Origin of the sequence: Dactylosporangium siamense, assembly GCF_016862795.1 — a bacterium.
GTDB classification, from domain to species: Bacteria; Actinomycetota; Actinomycetes; order Mycobacteriales; family Micromonosporaceae; genus Dactylosporangium; species Dactylosporangium siamense.
In genome coordinates, this window is the sequence record NZ_BONQ01000204.1 from 15,845 (window position 1) to 37,827 (window position 21,983).

Consider the following 21,983-nt stretch of genomic DNA (forward strand, 5'->3'; position numbering starts at 1 on the left):
CCGCTTCCCCAGCAGAAATTCTATGTCACCCAGCGGCTACAACAGCCGCAGCAACAATCCCGGGGCAGCACCTGCCCGATGCCCGATGCGCTCGGTGCTCACAGCACAGACCTATCCGGGACCGCGGGTCCCGTCGGACCGCGCGGCGTCGAGGGCGGCGCCGGTCTGGTCGGCGAGGGTGACGGCGACGAGGCGGGCTTGCAGAGGCACGGCGGCGCCAGGGGTGGGCTGGAGCATGAACCGTCCGTAGAACTGCCCGGCGGCCGATGCCCGCAGTTCGACCTCTTCGTCCGGGAGCTCGTCGCGGGTGGGGTGCCTGCGGGCACGTCCCTGGGTGATGCTGCCGTCGCGTTCCAGGCGTGCCGGGTGACCGAGCAGCTTGCCATACTCAAACTGGCATCCCTGCAGGTGCAGCAGGTCGACCAGCTGCGCGCGCACCTGGTCGACCACAACGCGGCTCTCGGCACCGGACTGGACCAACGCGGTGGTGCGCTCGATCTGCGCCAGCTGGTCGGCGTCGGTGATCGTGACCAGGTGCAGGCGCCGTGCCCGCGCGGCGAGCTGCGAGACCGCCAGGCCCACGACGAGCAGCAGCACCGCCGTGGCGATGTCGGCGGGCGCGGCGATGGTGAACTGTCCGTAGGGTTGGGTGAGGAACAGGTCGAACCACGCTGCGGCCGACAGAGCCGCGAGCGCCCCGGCCAGCCGGCTGCCGTTGGCGGCCACCGCCACGACGACCACGACCAGGACGAGTGCCGCGTTCGCCGCGGACAGCGTGCCGCGAAACGGGGTCAGTGCCACGGCGATCGCGAGCGGCGCCACAATGGCGGCGGCCAGTGCGAGCAGGTCTCTGCGGGGATTCTTGGGCATGGGACGCACCTCCTGCCTCCGGTGTGACCGTAGCGCGCGCGGCGCTCGCGCCCCAGCACGGCGACGGACCAGCCAGGCCCGCGCCGCTCAGCGGTGCTGACCCGCACCAGGGCGGACGTCCTCGACGCGCACGGTACGCGGCGCATCATGCCGGGCGACGTGCTCGCCAAGTTGCCGAAGCACGCGGACACGCCCCACATCGCCAACCACTCGGATCGCAGTCCGATGAGAGCGTGTTGCGTCGGGTGGCGTGCCCATCCGAATCGCTGCGCCTGCGGCGATCTAAGGTCGAGTCCATCCAACGAGCGTGATCGGCGGTAGCCGCCGGATCAGGAGGGCAGGTGCGTCGTTGTGCGGATCGCGAGTGTGAACGCCTGGGGTGGCGCGCTGTGCGACGAGCTCGTTGCGTGGCTGCCCCGCAGCGAGGCGCAGGTCGTCTGCCTGCAGGAGGTGACTCGGACGCCCGGCCTGACTGGATGGACCCGCTTCGAAGACGGTGAACGCACGCTGCCGCAACGTGCTGATCTGCTCGACGATGTCCGCGTCGCGCTGCCACGCCATCAGGCGATCTTCCTCGCCAGCGACTCCGGCCCCGTGCATGACGGCACGGGCGGCCGCCATCGGCAGGACTTCGGCCTGGCGACCTTGGTCGCCGAGCACCTGCCGGTGGTCGGCGTCGACTCCGCCTTCGTGCACGGGCAGTTCGTCGACCACGTCGAGTGGACGGTCGCGGACCGTCCACGCATCGCACTGGCCGTGCGCACCGTCGACCGCGCCGCCGACCGGTCGGTGTGGGTGGTGCAGGTGCACGGGCTTCGCGACCCGGCCGGCAAGGCCGACACCCCGGCCAGGCGCGGCCAAGCCGACCGACTCGCGGACCTCGTACGCCGGATCCGCGGTCCGCAGGACCTGGTGGTGGTGTGCGGAGACTTCAATCTGCTGCCCGACAGCGCGACGTTCGACGTCCTGGCCGAGATCGGCCTGACCGACCTGGTCGGCGCGGCAGACACCCGGACGTCTCGCTACCCGAAGCCGGTGCGACACGCGAGCTATCTGCTCATCTCCGACGTCGCCGCCGTCAAACGGTTCGAGATCCTGACCGAACCAGAGGTTTCCGACCACCGTGCGCTGATCCTCGACATCTAACCGGGCGGGAACCGGCCCGAACACGCGCAGACCTGCTGCCCCTGCCGTCGCAGGGTCTACGCAGAGGTTGGCTGGCGGTCGACGGTGCGCTCGACGCCTGATGGTGGGGCTTCGAATGACTCGTCCCAGGAAATCCAATGGGTCTGGGGCCCGAGCTGTTTCGCCCGGTACATCGCCCGGTCCGCGCGGTGGACGATGGTGTCGTGGGTGAGCTCGCCCGGTGCGGAGACGGCGACGCCGATGCTCGCGGCGAGTTCGATCGTCGTGCCGTCGATGGTCACGGGTTGGGTGGACGCGGCGATACGGGCGGCGACCCGTTCTGCCGCCGCGGCGTTGTCGAGGTCGGGCAGGACGACGGCGAACTCGTCGCCGCCGAGGCGGGCGGGCAGTCCGGTCTGCGGAACGCATCGGCGGAGCAGTTCGGCGAATGCCAGCAGCGCGAGGTCACCGGACTGGTGCCCGAGGGTGTCGTTGATCTCCTTGAAGCGGTTCATGTCGATGACGAGGACAGCGGCGTGCCGGCCGGCGCGGGCGCCGCGGTCCAGGGCACGGTGCGACGTGGACCGGAAGCGGGCGCGGTTGGCCAGGCCGGTGAGCGGGTCCGTCACTGCCTGCTCGTCGCTTTCGCGCTGGACGAGGGACAGCCGGGTGAGCACCAGCGCGCTGAGGGTGGCGCCGCCGATCGCGAGGCCGCCCCATGGGTAGAACGACCCGTCCAGAGCGGCGGCGGCGAGCATCAGGGTGTGCCCACCGCCGACGGCGATGATCGGCAGGGCGCGAGCGGGCAGCAGGGCCTGCTGTCGTCGGCGCGCCGTTCGCTCGCCGGCCCGCAGTTGCTCCACGGCGGCTGCGGCGAGCAGTGCGTCGGCGGTGATCCAGCACGCGAACTGCCAGCCTGAGTGGACCTCCGCCTGGCCGTGTGCGCTGAGGTAGCCGTGCACGGCGTCTCCGGCGAGCAGCACGATCGCCCCGGCGGCGAGGGTCCGGATCGGGTGGTGGGCGGCGCCGCCCGGCCCGCGCACGAGCACGCGGGCCACGCTGAACAGCAGCACCAGGTCCGCGATCGGGTACACGACGATGCTCACCGCCGCGTCTGCGGTGAGGCCGCGCCGGTCGAGGTACGGGCCGAACGACGTGAACCACAGGACCATCGAGCCGCCGACGAGGACCGTCAGCGCGTCGAGGGCGGTCTTCCATCGGCCGCGGCGGCTCGTCGGCGGCAGCGGAAACAACTGCACTGCTGCGAGTAGCGCTACGACGAACGCGATGTGGGTGACGTCGTCGGCGGAGGAGATGCTGTCAGCGGCGAACACGAGCAGCAGCACCGGTGACACCACAAGGATCGCGAAGCTCACCGCCATCGCCCGCCACGCCTTCCGCGTCCGCGGGTCGAGCGTGGGGCGCCGGGTCACCCGCAGCGCGGCGACGAGGCCGACGACGCCGAACGTCATCCGGCACACCTCGGCGGCATTCGGATACAGGCTCGGAGCGACGGACAGCACCCCGGTGAGCAGCACCGCCATGGCTGCGGCGTAGAGCAGGACGAGGCTCAGGTGCGCGGTCGGCACCCGCCGTGACCACGCCCGCATCCCGCCTCCCGCCCCAGCCAGCTCTACGGTCCAGATCGGCGGTGACACGCTGAGCCTGAGCAGTTCACGCCCCGCCGCGCAACCGCCGGCCGGGTCGGGTCCGGGCAGAGTACGGGGGCGGGGTCCGGTGCGGCGGGTAGGGGTCGAAGGCGCGGTATCGGCGGAGCTGGACGAGGAACCAGGTGAGGCTGATGGTGCCGACCACGGCGTAGACGACGATGTTGTCGAAGCTGTCCCACAGGGCGTGCAGCACGACGGCGCCGAAGAAGGTGGCAACGAAGAGGGTCACGCGGCGTCCGGTCGGTGCGGCGGCGACCGCGAACAGGGCGCCGGCGGTGAGACCGGTCCAGGCCAGGTGCGCGGCCGGTGCGGTGAGGCCACGGACGAACAGGGTCTGCTCGACGGCGCCGATGTTGCCTTTGGAGGCGAGCAGCGCGTTGAACGCGTAGCCCATGGTTTCCAGGGCGGCGAACCCCATGCCGCTGGCGACGCCGATGAGGATCATCGACGGCACGAAGTTCGGGTTCTGGGTGGCCACCATCGTGACCAGGACGAGCACGTACAGGGCGACGCCGACGGCCAGCACCCCGACCCAGGCCCAACGCCGCAGCGCAGTCATCGTGGGCTCCCTTCGACGGCCCGGCCGCTGCGCAGCCGGGCAGCGGTCGTGCAGGTCAGCGTCACGGTCCAGCGGTCGGGTTGGAGGCGAGGGCGGTACGGCCCTTGCCGGCGGCTTTGGCCTGGTACATGGCGTCGTCGGCAGCGCGCAGGATGTCGTCGGTGCCGGCGTGATCGCCGCCCAGGGCGACGCCGATGCTTGCCGACACGGTGACCGGGGTGCCGTTCAGGTCATGCGGTGGGATGAGCGCGGCGATGATCCGGTCGGCGGTGATGAGGGCGTCGTCGGGGCTGGCGAGATGTTCGGCGAGGATCGCGAACTCGTCGCCGCCGTACCGGGCTACGGTGTCGCTGGACCGCACGCAGCGGGTCAGGCGTTGCGCGACCTGACACAGCAGCTGGTCGCCGGCGGCATGGCCGAAGGTGTCGTTGACGGGTTTGAAGCCGTCGAGGTCGACGAACAGGACCGCGAAACTGTGTCCGGCGCGGGCATGCGTCGCCATCGCGTGCTCGACCCGTTCGTGCAGCAAGATACGGTTGACGAGGCCGGTCAGCGGGTCGTGGAAGGCGAGTTGCCGCAGCTCGTCCTCGCGCTCCCGCAACCGCTGCTCGGTCTCCTGCCGGCGCCGGATGTCCAGGCGTAGTGCCGCGGTGGCCGAGTCGACCTGCGTCATCGCCCGGTTCCGGGCCCCGGCGAGGACCCCGACCAAGGTGGTGAGCAGCAACGTCAGGATCGCCCCGCCTGCGCCGGTCATGAGCGCCAGCCGTCGGTCGGTGACGCTGAGCAGCCGGGTCGTCGGTGCCAGGGTCAGCTCCCAGTCACGTTGCCCGAGGGTCAGCCGGTGCTCGCGGTGCAAACGATCGTCCGGGACACGGGTCCCGGCGGTGACCGCGGCGATCACCTTGGCCGGTGTGGTGGACGCGTCGGTGAGCTGGATGTGGACCGCACCGTGCGCCTGCAGGTGCAGGGTCTGGTTGATGAAGTCGCCGCCGCGCACACCCATGACGAGCCATCCGCGGAAGCGGCCGGTGTCGGCGGTGCCAGCGCGGCCGTGGACCGGCATGCTCACGGTGAACGACGTCTGCTGCTGCGCAGCGGGCAGGGCCCGGTCCTTCGTCAGCACGTAGGCGGAGCTGATCGTGAACGCGGCGTCGTCACGGGCGATGCGCAGCGCCTGCACGAGCGGCGCGACACCGCTGAGGTCCCGACCGGCGACGCTCGCCGCACCGTCGAACGGCCGGTCCAGCACCACGTACAAGCGCTCCGTCGCCGCACCGGCCGGGGACGGGGTGAGGGTCAGACCGGCGACGCCGGCCTGCCGCCATGCCGCCTGCACCGCACCGGCCTGCACGTCGGAGGCGGGCACGACGTAGGCGATGCCGCTGGTGCCCGGCAGCCGCTGCCGGTTGAGCCCGGACACGATCGCCGCGAAGTCCAACGCGCTGAGGTCGGACTGCGCGCCGATCGCGGCGGCCAGATCGGTGACCGTGTTCGCGAACACCGCGACCTGCGCCGTGACCAGCCGCGCCGCGTCGTCGCCGTAGCGGTCCATGAGCTGCGCGGCGTACCGCTGCTCGGCGCGCTGCACCGCCACGACCGCAACCGTGCTCGCCGCGGTACCGACCAGCAGCACCACGACCACCAGCAGCCACGCCAACATCCGACGGCGTACCGAAACCGCCGTGTCCGCCGCATCGCCCCGCACACCCACCCGATCGGCCGACACCCGCCCGGGTAGAGACAAATGCGGCACAGCGATCAACGGCGCGACGACGCGAGTCGGCGGTGGCGGCGGCCCAATCGAGCCCGACAGCGTCGCACGCGGGCGAAGCGCCGGCCCTCAGGACGTCTTCGGGAATCTCGATGATCGCCTCATGCGCTGGCACCGGACCAACGTCCGCGCGCCAGCGTCGTGTCAGCGGTCGAGCAGGCCGTAGGTCACCCGCCCCGAGTCGTATCGCCTCGCGCAGCCACTCGTCCAGCGCGGAAGATCCGCCGACACCGGGGCGATGACCTCCGGTCACGCCGGCGTCCATACGCATCCACATCCGTCACATAGTTTCCCGCCAACATCTACAGGCGGAGGCAAGGATGAGGATCTGGCGGCTCACGGTGGCGGCACTGGTGGCCGGCGCGGCGGTGACAGTACCGGTCACCCCGGCTCACGCGGCGGTCAGTGACGCGGAGCTCGCGTACCGCTGGGCGCCGGTGCACTACCAGGACACCGCGTCGTCGTACCGGGCCGACTATCTGGCCCCCGTCGACTACGACGGCGACTGGAACACGCTCGACAACTGGAACGACCTCGACGCCAACCCGCAGGGGCTCACCGGCACCAGCTACTACTCGGTGGTGGAGACCGGCACGCACTGGTTCATCGTGTACGCGTTCTACCACCCGCGGGACTGGAAGACGTTCTTCCCGCACGAGAACGACATGGAGGGCCTGCTGCTGACGGTCCGCAAGGACGGCGGGACAGGCGTCCTGGAGGCGATGATCACGCTCGCGCACGACAACTTCTACTCCTACGTCCCGGCCGGCAGCCCGTACACCGGTAACCGGGAGAACATCGATGGCTCGGTGCTGACCCAGGTCCACGACGGCGCCGCGCACCCGACCACGTTCCAGGAGGCGAAGGGCCACGGCTGCTACAACTGGTCCGGCGGCTCGTTCCCCGGCGGCGACGGTGTCGTCTACTACCCGAGCCGCGACGCGGGCACCGTGCCGGCCAACCGCAACGACCGCGCCGCCCGCTACCGGCTCGTGGACCTCTTCGGCCCCGGCGGCCTGTGGCAGCGCCGCGACAGCAACCCGCCGTTCGGCGAGTACGGCGCGTTCGCCGGCGACGACTACCAGCGCAACGCGGCGCACACCCCGTGGGCATGGGACGACAAGACCGACGGCAGTGACCTGCAGGCCGGTGTCATCGCCACCGACCCGGCGTACCTCGTGTCGCAGTACTTCACCGGCCTGGGCGCGTTCAGCCTGACCTACGTGCGCAACACCTACCGAGGCTGAGGTCCGGACACCCCGGACCCGGAACACCCCACCGCGACGATCCGGGCGGTGTCACTCCCGCGGATGCCAAGGGCTGCGACCCGACCCATGGCATCCGCGGGCCACGTACCGCGCGATGAAAGAAGGTCCGAACGTGCCGCCGGTGGCGGTGATGCCGGTGAAGGCTGACATCGCCGGCGTTCAGGTCCTGCGTACCGGCGCTCACGCTGCGGGGGCGTGGGTCACCTGGCCCGCCCTGTCGACCGGCGCGGTCCCGGGCGGCTCAACAGGACCATGGCGCCGCCGGTCATGACGATGGCGATGCCGGCGATGAGGAAGCCAGCAACCGGGACCCCTGTCACTGGGAGGCTGCCGGCGGCCTGCACCGTCACCGCCAGCTTCATGGTGTGCGTGGCGCCGTCCGGGTCGACGCCGGCCGCGACGAACGCGTGCTCGCCGGGCTCCAGCCCGGCCGGCACCCGCACCGACTTGGTGAACCCGCCGGAGGCGTCGGTCGTGACGGTGCCCAGGACGGTCGGCGTCGAGTACAGCGTGATGACCGCGGTCGAGAACGGCGCGAAGCCGGTGCCGATCACCACGACGTCCTCGCCCGGTGCCGTGGTGCTGATGGCCCCTCGGTCGGTGGTCAGCGTCAGGCTGGTGTCCGGCGGGGTCGTGGTGACCGGCGGCGACGTCGGCACGGCCGCGCCCGAGGCTGCCGACGGTGCCGAGGTGCGGTTGCCGGCGTGGGCGACCACGGTGACCGTGTAGCTGGTGCCGGCGATGCCGCCGAGCACGCACGTGGTCGCGGTGACGGTGCAGGTGGCCGGTCCGGGTGCCGCCGTCACCGTGTACCCGGTGATCGTGACCCCGTTGGCCGGCGGTGCGGACCAGGTGACGACGACGGACGACACCCCGGCGTTGGTCTGCACGTCGACCGGCGGCAGCGGCGTCCCAGCGGTCACGCTCGCCGGTGCGCTCGCCGTCCCCGCGCCCGGTGCGTTGCGGGCCCGGACCGTGACCTCGTACGACTGCCCGTCGGTCAGGCCGGTCACGGTCGCCGTCAGGGCGCCCGCGGTGCCCGGCGTGGTCGTGAGGGCCTGCCAGGTGCTGCCGCCGTCCGTGCTGACCTGGTAGCCGGTGATGGCAGCGCCGCCGTCGTCGGCCGGTGGCCGGAAGGTCAACGTCGCGCCCTGTGCGGCCGGTCGGGCGCTCAGCGCGGTCGGCGGGCCCGGCGGGACCGGCGCCGGGGTCACCGCGGCGGTCGTGCCGGCGCCGCCGCCGATCTGGTTCACGGCCCGCACCCGGACGGTGTACGGCGTGCCGTTCGTCAGCCCGGTCACCGTCCGGTCGGTGCCCAGCGGATTCCAGGTCGTGCCGTCGAGGCTGTACTGGTAGCCGGTGATCGTCGCACCGCCGTTGTCGGCCGGGGGCTGGAAGGCCAGGAGGGCCGAGGTGTTGCCGGCCGTGGCCGTGTAGGCGGTGACGGGCCCGGGCACGGTCGCCTGTGGGGTGACCGGGGTGCTCGCCGCCGCGCCCGGCCCGACGGAGTTCGCCGCGCGCAGCTGCACCGCGTATGCGGTGCCGTTGACGAGGCCGGTGATCGTGTTGTTGCCCGGCACCGCGGTCCAGCTGCTGCCGTTGAGGCTGTACTGGTAGCCGGTGACGGGGTCGCCGCCGTCGCTCGCGGGTGGCGAGAAGGTGAGCACGGCGCGGCCGTTGCCGCCGGTGGCGGACACGCTGAGCGGGACCGTCGGCACGGTCGCCGGGGTCGCCGGTTGGGAGGCCGCGATGCCACCGCCGACCGAGTTCTTCGCGCGGACCCGCACGGTGTACGCGGTGCCGTTGGTGAGCCCGGTGATGATGTTGTTGCCCGGCAGGGCGATCCAGGTGGTGCCGTTGAGGCTGTACTCGTAGCCGGTGACCGGGCTGCCGCCGTCGTCAGCGGGCGCCTGGTAGGTCACCGTCACCTGGCTGTCGCCGCGGGTCGCGACGAGGTTGACCGGCACGCCCGGCGCGGTCGGCACCGGCGTCACCGCGCCGGACACGGGGGTGCTCTGACCGATGGCGTTCGTCGCCCGCACCCGCACCGTGTACGGGGTGGCGTTGGTGAGGCCGGTGACGGTGCCGGTGCGCGCGCCGCCGGTCGCGGGCGTGGTGCTCAGCGTGTTCCAGCTGGTCCCGTCCAGGCTCCACTGGTAGTCCAGCAGCGGGCTGCCCCCGTCGTCGGTCGGCGGCTGGAACGTCACGGTCGCCGAACCGTTCGCCGGGGTCACGACGAGGCTGGTCGGCGCGGCCGGGGCGGTCGGGTTCGGCGTCACCGAGCTGCTCGCTGCGGGCCCGCCGGCGATCCGGTTCATCGCCCGCACGCGCAGGGTGTATGCGGCGCCGTCGGTGAGCCCGGTGACCGTTGCGGTGCGCGTCCCTCCGGTGCCGGCCGACGTGGGCAGCGTGGTCCAGGTGGTGCCGTCCAGACTGTACTGGTAGCCGGTGATCGTGGTGCCGCCGTCGTCGTCGGGTGGCACGAACGACACCCCGGCCCGGCTCGGTCCGGGGGTGAGTGTGAGGCTGGTCGGTGCCGCCGGGACGGAGATGACGCCGACGCCGTACGGGCCGCTGAGCCCGGTCAGCAGCGACGTCCGGGTGCCGGTCGAGGTCGTCTTGTACAGGGTGCTGCCGGTGGTGCTGCCGGCGAAGATGTCGCCGAGCGCGTCGACCGCGAGGGCGTGGCTGTATCCGGTGCCAGTGGTCACGTTGGTCGGGTTGGTGCCGTCGGCATCGAAGCGGACGACCTGGCTGTTGTCGCCGTCGCTGACGAACACCCGGCCGGCGTGGTCAAGTGTCAGCCCGGTCGGCGAGCCGAGCCCGGTCGCGAACACCGTCTTCGTCCCGCCCGGTGTGACCTTGGAGACCTGCCCGCCCGTGGACTCGGCGACGAACAGGTTGCCGCTCGCGTCGACCGCCATGCCCCACGCGTCTGACAACCCGGTGGCGAAGGTGGTCTGGACCCCGCCGGTGGTCAGCTTCAGCACGGTGCCGCCGTTGGTGGCATACACGGCGCCGTTGCTGTCGACCGCGACCCCGTACGGGCTCGTGAGCCCGGTGAAGCCCAGCGTCGTCTGCGTCCCGGCGTAGGTGATCTTGACGATGCGCTGGTTGCTGTTGTCGGCCACGTACACGGTGCCGTCCCGGTCCACGGCCAGGTCGATCGGGTTGCTCAGCCCGCCGCCGAGGGTGACCTTGGTGCCGTCCGGGTCGATGCGCAGGATCGAGGTCGCGTTGCCGTCGGACAGCCAGAACTGGGCGTTGGGGTCCGACCCGGCGATCGCCGCGGCCGCCGGCGCGGCGCTGACCGCGGTGAGCGTCGCGCACGCCGCGATCCCCAGCGTCGCAGTCAACCCGAACCGGCGCGCCAGCAGGCCAGCCATCCCCAACATCCGGCAATCCCTCCGCCCGGCAACACGCATCATCACTATGCGTGACCGATTCGTTCCAGTGTGGGGGATTGGTGAAAAGTGCGGCCGCCGAGACGCTGCTCAACCTGCCGACAGTTCCCGGTCGGTCCTAGCCGGGCATGGAACGGCGTGGAACTCCTGTCCTGCATGAGGTCCTTGTGTAAGGCGGCCGCGGCGCTCGCCGCCGTTGCTGCCATGGTCATCGGTTCGGTTCCGTCGCCCGTGCAGGGCGACCCGGGTGCGCAGGTCCTGGCGCTGGGTGAAAGTACGCAGGACGATCCCGATGAGGGAGGCCAGTAGGCAGTCCGGCACGGACGTCTACCCGTGCCGGGCCGCTTGGTGAACGGATAGCCGTCTCCGGGTCGACGCCCCGTGTCGGCGACCCGGAGACGGCTGCCTCAGGTGCCGTCTGTTTCGAGGTCGATCTGCGCAAGGTCCCAGGTGGACAAGCAGAACGGATGGCCCGCTGGATCGGAGTAGACGAAGCAGTGGTCGGAGTTCGGCTGGAATTCGAAGCGGTGGGCTCCGGCGGCAAGGACCCGCGCGTTGGTGGCTGCCAGATCGTCGACGAAGAAGTCGAGGTGCATCGGTGTGCCGCCCGCCGGCCACGCCGGCGGGCGGAAGTCGTCGACCTGCTGGAAGGCGATGTGTCCGTTGGGTCCGGTGACGGTGGCCCAGCGTGAGTTGCCCTTCGCGGCGCCGTGAGTGATCAGCGCGTAGAACCTGGCCAGCGCGATCGCGTCGGGTGCGTTGACCGTGGCGCCGCTGAGTCTGATCGTGTCGGGCATCAGGCGATCGTCATCTGTTCATACGTGGGTGTGAGCTCCGTCCACCGTGTGCGCCAGTGCGGCTCCGGTGACTGCTCCGTCCAGGTCTGTGGTCCGGCGGCAGGCTCGTCCCCGAGTGACCGGCCGAGGTCCTCGAGGTGGGCCTGCCACCCGGCGCCGTAGAAGTGGAGGCGATTCAGGGGAAGGCCGCGTTCCTCGACGATCAGGCGGGTGCGGGAGCCTTCCTGGCTCAGCCATGCCTCGATCTGGGCCTCGTCGCTGGTGCCCGGCTCCGTGGTGATCAGCAGGTGGTGTGGTTTCTCGCAGGCGTCGATGCGTCCGGGTCCCGTCCACGTGCTGGTGAAGACGGCGTGGATGGAGCCGCCGACCCGCAGCTCGCCGGAGACTTTGGCGATCCAGCGGGCGAGCCGTTCCGGGTTTGTGCAGGCGTCCCACAGGTCGTCGATGTCGGTGTCGTAGAGGTCCTCGACGCGCACCGCGCCGAGTGTCGTGTCGAGTGGACGCATGGTCCCGATGATGTTCATGTTCGTGCCTTCTTCCCCCGGGTGATCTCCGTGTGCAGGGCGTCGAGCCGGTTGCGCCAGAGGGCGCGGTACGGCTCCAGCCAGTCGTCCACCTCGGTGAGCGCCTCTGGTCGCAGCGTGTAGATGCGGCGCTGCGCGTCCTGGCGGACGTCGACCAGTCCGGCCTCGCGCAGCACGCGGAGGTGGCGCGACACCCCTGGCCGGGCGATCGGCAGTGCCTCCGCGAGCTCGCCCGCCGTTGCCGGGTTCCTGCGGAGGATCTCCAGCACCGTTCGCCGGCTCGGATCCGCCAGTGCCTGCAATACCGCATCCATGATGACCACGAGCGTAACCAGATGGGTACGTAACCGCAAGGGTACATATAGGTCGGCATCAGTTGTAGCTCGCGGATGACCTTGTAGAGGGTCGGGCCGGCGCATCCGCTTTTGGGTCGAGCCGCAGCGTGGTGATGAACGGATGCGCGGCGGTGACGAGGGTGACGTGACGGTGCCAGCCGGCGGCGGTCCGCCCGCGGTGGTTCGATGCGGGCGCGAACGCGAGATCGGCCGGACACGACCCGGCCAAGACGATCGAGGACCGGGCGGGCACCGCGACAGCTGGCGCCCACCCGGGCATCGCGGTGTCCTACAGCTTGGCCAGCAGGCCCTGCATCTCGGCGATCTCGGCGGTCTGGCTGGTGGCGATGTCACCGGCGAGCTTCTTCGCCGCCGGGTCCTGGCCCTGGGCCTGTTCGGTCTTGGCCATCTCCACTGCACCTTGGTGGTGCTTGATCATCATCCGCAGGAACATCTTGTCGAAGGCGGTGCCGGTGGCCTTGGAGAGCTCCTGCATCTCCTGGTCGGTCATCATGCCCGGCATCTCGGCGCCCATGTCGCCGTGGTTCATGCCGCCAGGGCTGGGGACCGGCTCACCCCACGCGGTCAGCCACCCCGACATGGTCGTGATCTCCGGTTCCTGCGCCTTGGCGATCTTCCCGGCGAGGGCCTTGACCTCGGGCGTGCTCGCCTTGGCCTGGGCCGCTTTCGCCATATCCAGGGCCTGACGGTGGTGCGGGATCATGTCGGTGGCGAACTGGACGTCAGTGCCGTTGAATGTGGCGCCGGACTTCGGCGCTGCCGCCGACGTCGGGGTGCTGCCGCCCATGTTGCCGTGGTCCATCCCGCCGTCGGCGCCGCAGGCGCCGGCGAGCAGGACGAGGCCGAGCGCGCCGGTGGCCGGAGCGGCACGACGCAGATTGATCGTACGCATAGCGGAACTCAACTCCTGGGAATCCGAAAAGGGTGGCGCGGACGCGCCGGAACGTCGCCGCAGCCTGTTACCGCCCGCGAGGTGCGGGGTGCGGTCTGCGGCGTCTGGGTGCCTGGAGTCGGCCTACGTCCGGGAGATCGAGAGCATGGTCAGCGATGGCGGGCCGCAGCCGCTGCCGGCGGCCGCGTCGACGGCGGTCGTGGCCGGCCAGGCTCGGGTGGCCGGGCGGGGTGCTGTCAGCGGCGATGGGGTCAAGGCGGGAATGTGCATGCCTTCGGCGGCCGGCGGGGTTGACTGACACATCGACGCGGCGTGGCCGCTGCCGTGAGGGGCGTCGCGACACGGCGTGCCGTGCTCGCCGGCAACGCAATGCGGCGCAGCTGCCATCGCCATACGGGTGTGGCCGCCGGCGTACCCGCCCGCCGGGAGGGGAGCCATCGCCAGGGTGTGCATCCAGGCGACGCCGAGGACGAGTAGGACCGCCACGAACGCTCCGGCGCGGCACGCCGCGCCCGCCGTGCGTTTATGGCCGCCTCCCGGCACCCGACTCACCTCCTACGCAGCATCGTAGCGGTCACATCCGGGGCCCAGCCCTTGGCGTCAATACCCCCCGGGGGTATGTTGAGAAGGGCGAAAGGAGATGGCCATGTCAGAACAACACCACGGGACAGCGGCGGCCCATCACAACGGCCACAGCCAAGCTGACCACTCCGAGCATCACGGCCAGCACGCACCGGCCCGTGGCCACCCGGGTGGTGGTCACACCGATCTCACCCGGCCGCATCCAGCCGGCGGCCACCCAAGACATGGCAGCGCACACAGCAACGGACACGGTGGCGGGCATGACAAGCACGCCGGGCACGACCCAGAGGTGTTCCGGCGCAAGTTCTGGTTGACCCTCGCCCTGACCGTGCCGATCGTGGCGACCAGCCACATGGTGATGGGTTGGCTGGGCTATCAGCTGGACTTCCCCGGCATGGATCTGGTCGGCCCGGTGCTGGGCACCGTCGTGTTCACCTACGGCGGCTGGCCGTTCCTCGCCGGCGCTGTCAGCGAACTGCGCGACCGTGCGCCTGGAATGATGCTGCTCATCTCCATGGCGATCACCGTGGCGTACATCGCCTCCCTGGCGACCAGCCTCGGCTGGTTCGACCTGGAGTTCTGGTGGGAGCTGGCCGCGCTGGTCACGATCATGCTGCTGGGCCATTGGCAGGAGATGAAGGCGATCGGGCAGGCCAGCGGCGCGCTCGCCGCCCTCGCCGCGCTACTGCCGGACGAGGCGGAACGCCTCGACGCGGCCGGCCAGGCGCTACCGGTGCACCTCGCTGAGCTGCGGGTCGGCGATGTAGTGCTGGTGCGATCCGGTGGCCGGGTCCCCGCCGACGGACGGATCGTGCAGGGCAGCGCCGAACTCGACGAGTCGATGGTGACCGGCGAGTCCCGGCCGGTCGCCCGGACGGTCGGGGATCGGGTCGTGGCCGGCACCGTTGCCACCGACTCCGCGTTGCGGGTGCAGGTCGACGCGGTCGGCGACGACACCGCCCTGGCCGGTATCCAGCGCCTGGTCGGGCAGGCGCAGCAGTCCCGCGGCCGGGCCCAGGTCCTCGCCGACCGGTTCGCTGCCTGGCTGTTCTACATCGCCGCCGGCGCCGGCCTGATCACCTTCGCCACCTGGTGGGCGCTCGGTGACCTGGACGAGTCCGTCGTGCGGACCGTCACGGTGCTGGTCATCGCCTGCCCGCACGCCCTCGGCCTGGCCATCCCGCTGGTGATCTCCCTGTCCACCGCGGTCGCGGCAAGCGCCGGGATTCTGGTGAAGGACCGCCTCGCCCTGGAGCGGATGCGCACCGTCGACGCGGTGCTGTTCGACAAGACCGGCACCCTGACCAAAGGTGCGCACACCGTCACTGGTGTCGCTGCCGCCGACGGGCGCACGGAAGTGCAGATTCTGCAGCTCACGGCGGCAGTGGAAGCCGACAGTGAGCACCCTCTTGCCCGCGCCATCGTTGCAGCAGCTCACCGCGACGGCACAACCGGTATCCACGCCGAGGGGTTCCAGTCGCTCACCGGCCGCGGGGTCCAGGCCACCGTCGACGGGATCAACTACGCCGTGGGTGGCCCCGCGCTGCTGCGGGAGCTGCACGTGACGGTGCCCGACGACGTCGCCGCCGCCGCCGCGGCGTGGAGCGGGCGCGGCGCCGCCGTGCTGCACCTGGTCCGTCTCGACCCGGACAGTGCCGATGACCGAGCAAGGAGCATCGGCGCACTGGCCCTCGAGGACGAGGTGCGGCCCGAAGCCCGCGAGGCGATCACCCAGCTCCGCAAGGAGGGCATCACCAAGATCGTCATGATCACCGGGGACGCCCGGCAGGTTGCCGACGCGGTCGCCGCCGACCTCGGCCTGCGCCCCGGTGTCGACGAGGTGTTTGCCGAGGTGCTGCCCGCGGACAAGGACCGCACCGTGGCCGCGCTGCAGGAGCGAGGGCTGCGGGTGGCGATGGTCGGCGACGGAGTCAACGACGCCCCCGCGCTGGCCCGCGCCGACGTCGGGATCGCCATCGGTGCGGGCACCGACGTGGCGATCGAGTCCGCCGGGGTGGTCCTGGCATCCTCGGACCCGCGTGGGGTCACCGGCGTGATCCGGCTCTCGCAGGCCAGCTACCGCAAGATGGTCCAGAACCTGGCCTGGGCGGCCGGGTACAACGTTGTCGCCATTCCGCTCGCGGCGGGGGTCCTGGCCTGGGCCGGAGTCACGCTCAGCCCGGCCGTCGGCGCCGTCCTGATGTCGGTCTCGACGATCGTGGTCGCGCTCAACGCCCAACTCCTGCGCCGGGTGCGGCTGGCGCCCGCGCCGTGAACCACCGTGCGGGCCGCCTCGATGGGCGGGACGCCGCGCTGTCCCGCCCATCACAGGATGCTCTCGCACCGCTCGTCGCCATCGGCGCGCAACGCCGTTCGATCCGGGCTGGTCCATCTCCGCAGTGGCGTCCGGTGTGGTCGCCGTCGGCGTGCCGCCTGCCGCCGCGCCGCTGGCGTGGTCTGCGTACTCGCGGACGACTGGCGAACTGGATAAGGACCGGGTGAGTTTCTGGTTGGTGGTGTTGTGCCCGTATAGCGCCACCCCGTTCGGGAAGCATGCCGTGGATGCCCGGGGTGTGAGGTGGCGCCGAATTCGGCCGTGGCCGGATTGCAGCTCCGAGGTCACGCCGGCCGGGCGATGACGCCCGCGTTCGGTATGACCGTGTCACAGGGGTAGTCGCTCAGGGCGATGCAGCTCGCCACACCGAGTCGAGAGAGTTGAGCGCCATGAGGTACTCCACCCGAGGCGGCGCCATGCTGGTGGGCGCCGTCCTGACTGTCACCGTCACGCTCGCTGCTTGCAGTGACACCGCAAGCGGCGGCGGTAGTCCGACGGCACCGAACAACGGCAGCGTCAGCGTCAACCCGACCTTTAATAACGTCGACGCGATGTTCGCCCAGATGATGATCCCGCATCACGAGCAAGCCGTGGAGATGGCCTCCCTCGCCGAGATGAAGGCGGCCGATCCGGACGTCAAACAGCTCGCCGACAAGATCATTGCCGGGCAGAAGGCGGAGATCGCAACGATGAAGGGCTGGTTGGTCGCCTGGGGACAGCCGACCACGATGCCGAGCTGTCCCGGAATGCATTGCATGCCGAGCATGATGCCGAATGGAAAATCGCCGAATGGCATGATGCCGAGCGGGATGATGCCCAGCGGGATGCCGACGATGCCGGGCCCGATGTCCGGCGCAGACATGGCGAAGCTGCAGGCGGCGACCGGCACCGACTTCGACAAGCTGTTTCTCCAGATGATGGTCGTTCACCACCAGGGAGCGATCACGATGGCTCAGGCGGAGCTGGCCCATGGGACCAACCCGGACGCCAAGGCTCTCGCTAGCCGCATCGTGAAGACGCAGCAAGCCGAGATCGTGGCGATGCAGCAGATGGCCGGCCAACTGCATTCCTGACAGCCAGTTGGAGTCCTCCAAGCAAGGGATCCGCGCGCCGTGGATCTCGCTGCTCGTCCTCGGCGTCACCGCCGCCCCGCAGGTCGTCATCGTGCTGCTCTCCCGCCGAGCAGCTGGAGTTTGCGGTGATGCGTGCATGGCGATGTGCCGCCGGGTGCTGGCGGCACCCACCCGGGTTCACGGCGTGGAACGGCTTGGAACACCTATCGGGCATGAGTTCCTTGTGGAGGGCGGCCTCGGCGCTCGCCGTCGTCGCTGCCCTGGTCATCGGTTCGGTTCCGTCGCCTGTGCAGGGCGACCCGGGTGCGCGGGTCCTGGCGCTGGGTGAAAGTACGCAGGACGATCCCGACGAGGGAGGCCAGTAGGCGTTCCCAGCGTGGCCTCAGCGCAGATGTCCGGGGAAGCGGGAAACTGAGCCTGCTATGGTCCGACCATGTCAGGGCTGGGACACCGGCGCCATCGAGAGCTGCTGGTCTCCGACCTCGATGGCACGCTGCTGCGGCACGACACGACCCTGAGCGCGTTCACGGTCAGCGTGATCAACGGGTACATCGCCGATGGTGGCCTGTTCACCTACGCGACGGCCCGGTCCTACACCTCTGCGGCACGGGTGACCGCGCCGTTGCGGCTGCGGCTTCCGGTCATCACGTACGGCGGCGCGATCGTCCTGGATCCGGTGACCGGCCAGCCACGTCAGGCGCAGCTCCTGCCGGCAGCCCTGGTCGAGGAGGTGCTCCGGCTCACCGACGGTTCGCGGCTCGTGCAACCGATCCTGTACGTCCTCCGGCAGGGCAGGGACCGTGCCTGCTGGCTGGCCGACCGGATCACGCCCGGAGTGGCGAACTTCCTGCGCGCCCGACCCGGCGACCCCCGGCTGCTGCCCCTGTCCACCTGGGACGACATCGACACGGCCGCGGTCTTCTTCGTGTCCTTGATCGGTGACCGGCAGCCGCTGCAGGAGCTCTTCGAGCAGTTTCCCGCCGCGCCGGACGGTTGCCACGTCGTCTTCGCCGAGGACATCTACTCGCCCGGCCAATGGTGGCTGGAGCTGACCTCCGGCACCAAGGCGACCGCGGTCGCCGCGTTGAAGGCCGAGCTCGCGGCGGCAACGGTGACCTGCTTCGGTGACCAGCTCAACGACCTGCCGATGTTCGCGGTCGCCGACACCGCGCTGGCAGTCGCGAACGCCGCGCCCGAGGTCCGCGCGGCCGCCACACAGGTGATCGCCGCCAACACCGACGACGGCGTGGCCCAATGGATCGCCGCGACATCAGCGGCCGCGTCGCACCCTGGCGGCGCCGACCCCGTCCCGGCGTAGCCTGTGCTGGGGCAGAACCAACCACGCCGAGGGTGACCGCGCGTGGGGGAACGGCCTACCGGGGCTTGGCCACGGTCGTCGCCTCCGAGTGCATGGTTCGACTGATGGAGCTCTGCGGGCGGTGGCCGGGAGGTTGCGGGGCGAGGATGCCATCCACTGTGTCGAGCAGTTCCCGTACCACTATGGGTTTTGTGAGGTAGGCAGTGGCACCTTCGGCCAGCAGCCGCTCGATGTGGGGCCGGGTAGCGTCAGCGCTGAGCACCACCACCGGGACATCACTCGTCGCGGGATCGGCGTGCAACCGCCGCATGACTTCCTCGCCGGGTAGGTCGGGCAGATGCAGATCGAGCAGCACCAGATCGGGCCGGTGTTCGCGCGCCAGATCCAGCGCGACGCCGGCCAGCATCGCCGGGATGAGCGTGACGTCTGGTCGGTGCGTGAGGATCTGCTCGACCAGCCGCACGTTCTCCACCATGTCTTCCACGTAGAGCACCCGCTTCGGCCCGTCGTAGGCGGGCGCCCGGAGCACCTCGCGGTCCACCGGCAACGCGACAGCGGCCGGCGCAACCGTCTCCGGCAGCTCGATCGTGAACGTGCTGCCCCGTCCGTGCATGCTGGACACGTCCAGTGTGCCGTTCATCGACTGCATCAGGTGGCGGGACAGCGCAAGTCCCAGCCCGGTGCCTTCGATGCCTGCCTGCGCGGCGTCCAGCCGCTCGAACGGGGTGAACAGCTTCGCCAGGGCATGCTTGCTCATGCCGCGACCGGTGTCGGCGACGGCGATACGCACCCGACACCGCAGGTGCATCGTGGGCAACGCCCGTTCACGACCTCTATCGAGGACGCCGCCGTCACGACGTCGGCGGGTCCGCCGGCCTGGCTCGCTGCGGGTGGATCGTCTCGTGCCGGGCCAGCATCGCCACATACTCGGCGATCTTCCGGGTGCGCGTCTCGGCCCGCTTGACGGCATTGACCCGGGCGATGAGGGAGAAGAGGTTGGCCTTGGTGAGCACGTCGAACATCGCCGTCGCCGCCGGGTCGGCGGCGATCGCGGCGCGCAGGTCGGCCGGCACCTCCGCTTCCGACGACGGCGCATAGGCGGCCGTCCACCGCCCGTCGGCCTTCGCAGCGTCCACCGCGGCGCGGCCGGCGGGCAGCATCAGGCCGGCCGCCTCGAGCCGGGCCACGTTTTCGACGTTGCGTTGGGACCAGACGCTGCGGGGCCGGCGCGGGGTGAACCGCCGCCAGGAGCTCTCCTCGTCGCGCTTGCGGGCCTGTCCGTCGATCCAGCCGAAGCACAGCGCCTCATCGACCGCCTGCTGCCAGGTCAGCGTGGTGACGGAGCCGCCCTTCCTGGTCAGGGCGAGCCACACGCCGGGGGAGGCGGTGTGGTTTTCCAGCAGCCACGCGCGCAGCGCCGCACCGTCGGCCGCGATCAACTCGTCCAGTTCACTTCCTGCCACCACCGCAGGCTAGTACCGCAACCCGGTGTCGTGATCCTTTGGGGTGCCCGGCACCAACCGTTCCATCACGGCGATGCCGGGCTTGGCAGGATCATGGCCATGGACAGCTCGTCGCGGAAGTTGCCGTCGATCAGCAGGCAGCCCACGCGGCGGCCTTCGTGGACGAAGCCCATGCGCTCATACAGGGCGATCGCCCGGTGATTGTGGGCCATCACGTTGAGCTCGATGCGGTGCAGGCCGCGGTCCGCCGCCCAGCGTTGTGCCTCCTGTAGCAATCTGGTGCCGATGCCGTTGCCGCTCGCTTCGGTCAGGACGCCGAGGATGACGTGGGTCGTGGACCGGTTCCGCCGGAACTTCCCCCCGGCCAGCTCCACGTATCCGGTCAGCTCGCCGTCCTGGCCGGCCACGATCACCACGGAGTTCTCCGACCGGCTGACGTCCTCCAGATGGCGAGCCAGCGTCTGGGTCGAGGTGTCGCGCTCGTCCGGCTCCAGGAGCATGAACGAGGTCTGTTCGTCCAGGCGCTGCTTCAGCTGCATCAGCGCCGCCGCGTCGTGCGGCCGGGCGATACGGAGGACCGGCCGGCCCGTGTCTTCGTCGTCGCTCACGGAGCCATTCTGCCCGGATCCTGGCACCGCCCCGCACCTACGCCGGCGCGGCCGCTGTCGGCAGGAGCAGGATGCGGCCGGTGTGGTGGCGCCGCGGACCGTCTGGACCGGACCCTGCGTGACCTGGTGAACGGCCTGATGCCCGCCCGCCATGACACACCTGGCGGGCGGCGCGACGGGGTGCAGTGACCGAACTGGTCAGGCGGTGAAGGTGATCGGGACGGACATGAAGTCGCGGACACCGGTGCCGGGGCGCATGCGGGCGTAGTACAGGCGCACGTCGCGGCCGGAGCTCTGGTCGCCGCCGTCGCCGATGAGGGTCGGGTACCAGATCCGGTCGTAGGGCGGGGCCGGGGCGAGCAGCAGCACCGGTGGCGTCCAGTTGAGCAGGCCGACGCTGGAGGACAGGTAGGTGCGGCCGTCCCAGCCGGCGTAGACCATGACCCAGCGATCGAGGTACCCGTTCCAGGTGACGGACGGGTTGTGTCCCTCATGTGGCAGGAACGCGTCGATGGAGTGGTCGGCGCCGCCGATGCCGGGGACGGTGAAGCCGGTGCCGTCCCACTTGCGCCAGGTGCCGGGTGCGCCGGCCGGGTCGTAGGAGGCGGCCATGTGCAGCCGCCCGCCGTCGTGGTAGTAGCAGATCCAGCGCCGGTTGTAGGCGTCGTAGACGACGTCGTTGTCGCCGGCGCCGCCGAAGACCGGGGTGGCCGGGCGGGGCGTGGCCGAGGTGATGATCTGCCGGCCCGGGGCCCAGGTGCGGCCGTTGTCCTCGGAGTAGGTGACCGCGACCGACGCCCAGAGGGCCTTGCCGAGGTCGGCGCCGCACCACCAGTCCTCGGCGTGGTAGTAGGCGACGAGGCGCGAGCCGCTCAGCCGGAAGACCCGCATCAGCCAGGATCCGCCGTTGTCCCAGCCGCACCGGTTCGGGTCGTCGCGGCCGCCGAAGACCCGGCCGGAGGGTTCACGGACGGTCTGGTCCTCCGGGAACGGGGTGGTGCCGACGGTCCGGTAGTTCTCGAACTCGGCCCAGAACATGATCCAGCGGCCGGGGCCGTCGGCGAGGACCGAGATGTGCCCGTCGGGCATCCACGGGTAGACGGGCACCGAGGCCCGGTTCGGCACCACCGACGGGGTGCCGACCGAGGCCCTGAACGGTCCGGCGTCGATGACCGCGGCGCGGGCCGCGGGCGGCGCGACGAGCAGCGCGCCGAGCACGATCAGGACGGCGACCACGCGGGTCCTCATGCCGCACCTCCTGCGGTGATGTTGTCGAACGTGGCGGTGGCGTTGAACGTGCGCACGCCGATCAGGCCACTGCCGAAGGTCCCGTCGGTGACGGTCAGCTTCGGGGTGGTCATGTCGGTG

At 70.8% G+C, this 21,983-nt stretch carries 19 protein-coding genes; 5 read left to right on the forward strand and 14 right to left on the reverse strand.

Translation table 11 applies throughout. The annotated features are described in order from the left end of the window. Nucleotides 1–111: 111 nt before the first annotated feature. Nucleotides 112–870, reverse strand: a complete 759-nt coding sequence (locus Dsi01nite_RS55100) for a DUF4118 domain-containing protein (RefSeq protein WP_203854539.1) — start codon at nucleotides 868–870, stop codon at nucleotides 112–114. Between the two features lie 351 nt (nucleotides 871–1,221). Between Dsi01nite_RS55100 and Dsi01nite_RS55105 the strand changes: the two genes are divergently transcribed. After that, entirely contained in the window at nucleotides 1,222–2,016 is a 795-nt protein-coding gene (locus Dsi01nite_RS55105) for an endonuclease/exonuclease/phosphatase family protein (RefSeq protein WP_203854540.1), read from the forward strand. A 56-nt stretch (nucleotides 2,017–2,072) separates the two neighbouring features. On the opposite strand, the gene Dsi01nite_RS55110 is transcribed toward Dsi01nite_RS55105, so the two are convergent. The 3 genes from Dsi01nite_RS55110 to Dsi01nite_RS55120 all read right to left on the reverse strand — a co-directional run bounded on the left by Dsi01nite_RS55110 (nucleotide 2,073) and on the right by Dsi01nite_RS55120 (nucleotide 5,884). Further along, complete coding sequence (locus Dsi01nite_RS55110) at nucleotides 2,073–3,605, reverse strand: GGDEF domain-containing protein (protein WP_203854541.1); 1,533 nt, start codon at nucleotides 3,603–3,605, stop codon at nucleotides 2,073–2,075. A 64-nt stretch (nucleotides 3,606–3,669) separates the two neighbouring features. Continuing rightward, a complete protein-coding gene (locus tag Dsi01nite_RS55115) occupies nucleotides 3,670–4,224 on the reverse strand; it encodes a PrsW family glutamic-type intramembrane protease (protein WP_203854542.1) in 555 nt (184 codons plus the stop codon). A gap of 61 nt (nucleotides 4,225–4,285) precedes the next feature. After that, entirely contained in the window at nucleotides 4,286–5,884 is a 1,599-nt protein-coding gene (locus tag Dsi01nite_RS55120; protein WP_203854543.1) for a sensor domain-containing diguanylate cyclase, read from the reverse strand. A gap of 431 nt (nucleotides 5,885–6,315) precedes the next feature. Here Dsi01nite_RS55120 and Dsi01nite_RS55125 point away from each other — a divergent pair, with 431 nt between their 5' ends. Beyond that, nucleotides 6,316–7,242 carry a hypothetical protein gene (locus Dsi01nite_RS55125; protein ID WP_203854544.1) on the forward strand — a complete coding sequence of 309 codons (927 nt, stop codon included), beginning with the start codon at nucleotides 6,316–6,318 and terminating at the stop codon, nucleotides 7,240–7,242. 221 nt (nucleotides 7,243–7,463) lie between these two features. On the opposite strand, the gene Dsi01nite_RS55130 is transcribed toward Dsi01nite_RS55125, so the two are convergent. The 6 genes from Dsi01nite_RS55130 to Dsi01nite_RS59155 form a co-directional block, all read right to left on the reverse strand. Beyond that, complete coding sequence (locus Dsi01nite_RS55130; protein ID WP_203854545.1) at nucleotides 7,464–10,658, reverse strand: fibronectin type III domain-containing protein; 3,195 nt, start codon at nucleotides 10,656–10,658, stop codon at nucleotides 7,464–7,466. 416 nt (nucleotides 10,659–11,074) lie between these two features. Then, entirely contained in the window at nucleotides 11,075–11,464 is a 390-nt protein-coding gene (locus tag Dsi01nite_RS55135; RefSeq protein WP_203854546.1) for a VOC family protein, read from the reverse strand. Then, on the reverse strand, nucleotides 11,464–11,970 hold the full coding sequence (locus Dsi01nite_RS55140; protein WP_239137238.1) for an SRPBCC domain-containing protein: 507 nt from the start codon (nucleotides 11,968–11,970) through the stop codon (nucleotides 11,464–11,466). The genes Dsi01nite_RS55135 and Dsi01nite_RS55140 overlap by 1 nt, the downstream gene beginning before the upstream one ends. A gap of 14 nt (nucleotides 11,971–11,984) precedes the next feature. Further along, nucleotides 11,985–12,302, reverse strand: coding sequence for an ArsR/SmtB family transcription factor (locus Dsi01nite_RS55145; protein ID WP_203854548.1), 318 nt, complete (start codon nucleotides 12,300–12,302; stop codon nucleotides 11,985–11,987). A gap of 310 nt (nucleotides 12,303–12,612) precedes the next feature. Beyond that, nucleotides 12,613–13,236, reverse strand: coding sequence for a DUF305 domain-containing protein (locus tag Dsi01nite_RS55150; protein ID WP_203854549.1), 624 nt, complete (start codon nucleotides 13,234–13,236; stop codon nucleotides 12,613–12,615). Nucleotides 13,237–13,359: 123 nt separating this feature from the next. Continuing rightward, a complete protein-coding gene (locus Dsi01nite_RS59155) occupies nucleotides 13,360–13,788 on the reverse strand; it encodes a DUF6153 family protein (RefSeq protein ID WP_373318970.1) in 429 nt (142 codons plus the stop codon). 319 nt (nucleotides 13,789–14,107) lie between these two features. On the opposite strand from Dsi01nite_RS59155, the gene Dsi01nite_RS55155 reads away from it, so the two are divergent. The 3 genes from Dsi01nite_RS55155 (at nucleotide 14,108) to Dsi01nite_RS55165 (ending at nucleotide 18,544) form a co-directional block, all read left to right on the forward strand. After that, nucleotides 14,108–16,093, forward strand: a complete 1,986-nt coding sequence (locus Dsi01nite_RS55155; protein WP_239137240.1) for a copper-translocating P-type ATPase — start codon at nucleotides 14,108–14,110, stop codon at nucleotides 16,091–16,093. 449 nt (nucleotides 16,094–16,542) lie between these two features. Then, nucleotides 16,543–17,226, forward strand: a complete 684-nt coding sequence (locus Dsi01nite_RS55160) for a DUF305 domain-containing protein (RefSeq protein ID WP_203854551.1) — start codon at nucleotides 16,543–16,545, stop codon at nucleotides 17,224–17,226. A gap of 433 nt (nucleotides 17,227–17,659) precedes the next feature. After that, nucleotides 17,660–18,544, forward strand: a complete 885-nt coding sequence (locus Dsi01nite_RS55165) for an HAD hydrolase family protein (protein WP_203854552.1) — start codon at nucleotides 17,660–17,662, stop codon at nucleotides 18,542–18,544. Between the two features lie 55 nt (nucleotides 18,545–18,599). Here the strand turns inward: Dsi01nite_RS55165 and Dsi01nite_RS55170 are convergent, their stop codons facing one another. The 4 genes from Dsi01nite_RS55170 to Dsi01nite_RS55185 all read right to left on the reverse strand — a co-directional run bounded on the left by Dsi01nite_RS55170 (nucleotide 18,600) and on the right by Dsi01nite_RS55185 (nucleotide 21,863). Then, complete coding sequence (locus Dsi01nite_RS55170; protein ID WP_203854553.1) at nucleotides 18,600–19,334, reverse strand: response regulator; 735 nt, start codon at nucleotides 19,332–19,334, stop codon at nucleotides 18,600–18,602. A 61-nt stretch (nucleotides 19,335–19,395) separates the two neighbouring features. Further along, nucleotides 19,396–20,007 (reverse strand): YdeI/OmpD-associated family protein, encoded by a 612-nt coding sequence (locus tag Dsi01nite_RS55175; protein ID WP_203854554.1) that lies wholly within the window; start codon nucleotides 20,005–20,007, stop codon nucleotides 19,396–19,398. Between the two features lie 65 nt (nucleotides 20,008–20,072). Then, nucleotides 20,073–20,615 (reverse strand): GNAT family N-acetyltransferase, encoded by a 543-nt coding sequence (locus Dsi01nite_RS55180; protein ID WP_203854555.1) that lies wholly within the window; start codon nucleotides 20,613–20,615, stop codon nucleotides 20,073–20,075. 198 nt (nucleotides 20,616–20,813) lie between these two features. Beyond that, on the reverse strand, nucleotides 20,814–21,863 hold the full coding sequence (locus Dsi01nite_RS55185) for a hypothetical protein (RefSeq protein WP_203854556.1): 1,050 nt from the start codon (nucleotides 21,861–21,863) through the stop codon (nucleotides 20,814–20,816). Nucleotides 21,864–21,983 lie beyond the last annotated feature (120 nt).

Coding starts and splice junctions, on each gene's coding strand:
- Dsi01nite_RS55125 (WP_203854544.1), top strand. CDS start 6,316: ATGAGGATCTGGCGGCTCACGGTGGCGGCACTGGTGGCCGGCGCGGCG.
- Dsi01nite_RS55145 (WP_203854548.1), bottom strand. CDS start 12,302: ATGGATGCGGTATTGCAGGCACTGGCGGATCCGAGCCGGCGAACGGTG.
- Dsi01nite_RS55165 (WP_203854552.1), top strand. CDS start 17,660: ATGTCAGGGCTGGGACACCGGCGCCATCGAGAGCTGCTGGTCTCCGAC.
- Dsi01nite_RS55135 (WP_203854546.1), bottom strand. CDS start 11,464: ATGCCCGACACGATCAGACTCAGCGGCGCCACGGTCAACGCACCCGAC.
- Dsi01nite_RS55100 (WP_203854539.1), bottom strand. CDS start 870: ATGCCCAAGAATCCCCGCAGAGACCTGCTCGCACTGGCCGCCGCCATT.
- Dsi01nite_RS55115 (WP_203854542.1), bottom strand. CDS start 4,224: ATGACTGCGCTGCGGCGTTGGGCCTGGGTCGGGGTGCTGGCCGTCGGC.
- Dsi01nite_RS55130 (WP_203854545.1), bottom strand. CDS start 10,658: ATGTTGGGGATGGCTGGCCTGCTGGCGCGCCGGTTCGGGTTGACTGCG.
- Dsi01nite_RS55185 (WP_203854556.1), bottom strand. CDS start 21,863: ATGAGGACCCGCGTGGTCGCCGTCCTGATCGTGCTCGGCGCGCTGCTC.
- Dsi01nite_RS55140 (WP_239137238.1), bottom strand. CDS start 11,970: ATGCGTCCACTCGACACGACACTCGGCGCGGTGCGCGTCGAGGACCTC.
- Dsi01nite_RS55120 (WP_203854543.1), bottom strand. CDS start 5,884: ATGTTGGCGTGGCTGCTGGTGGTCGTGGTGCTGCTGGTCGGTACCGCG.
- Dsi01nite_RS55160 (WP_203854551.1), top strand. CDS start 16,543: ATGAGGTACTCCACCCGAGGCGGCGCCATGCTGGTGGGCGCCGTCCTG.
- Dsi01nite_RS55150 (WP_203854549.1), bottom strand. CDS start 13,236: ATGCGTACGATCAATCTGCGTCGTGCCGCTCCGGCCACCGGCGCGCTC.
- Dsi01nite_RS55110 (WP_203854541.1), bottom strand. CDS start 3,605: ATGCGGGCGTGGTCACGGCGGGTGCCGACCGCGCACCTGAGCCTCGTC.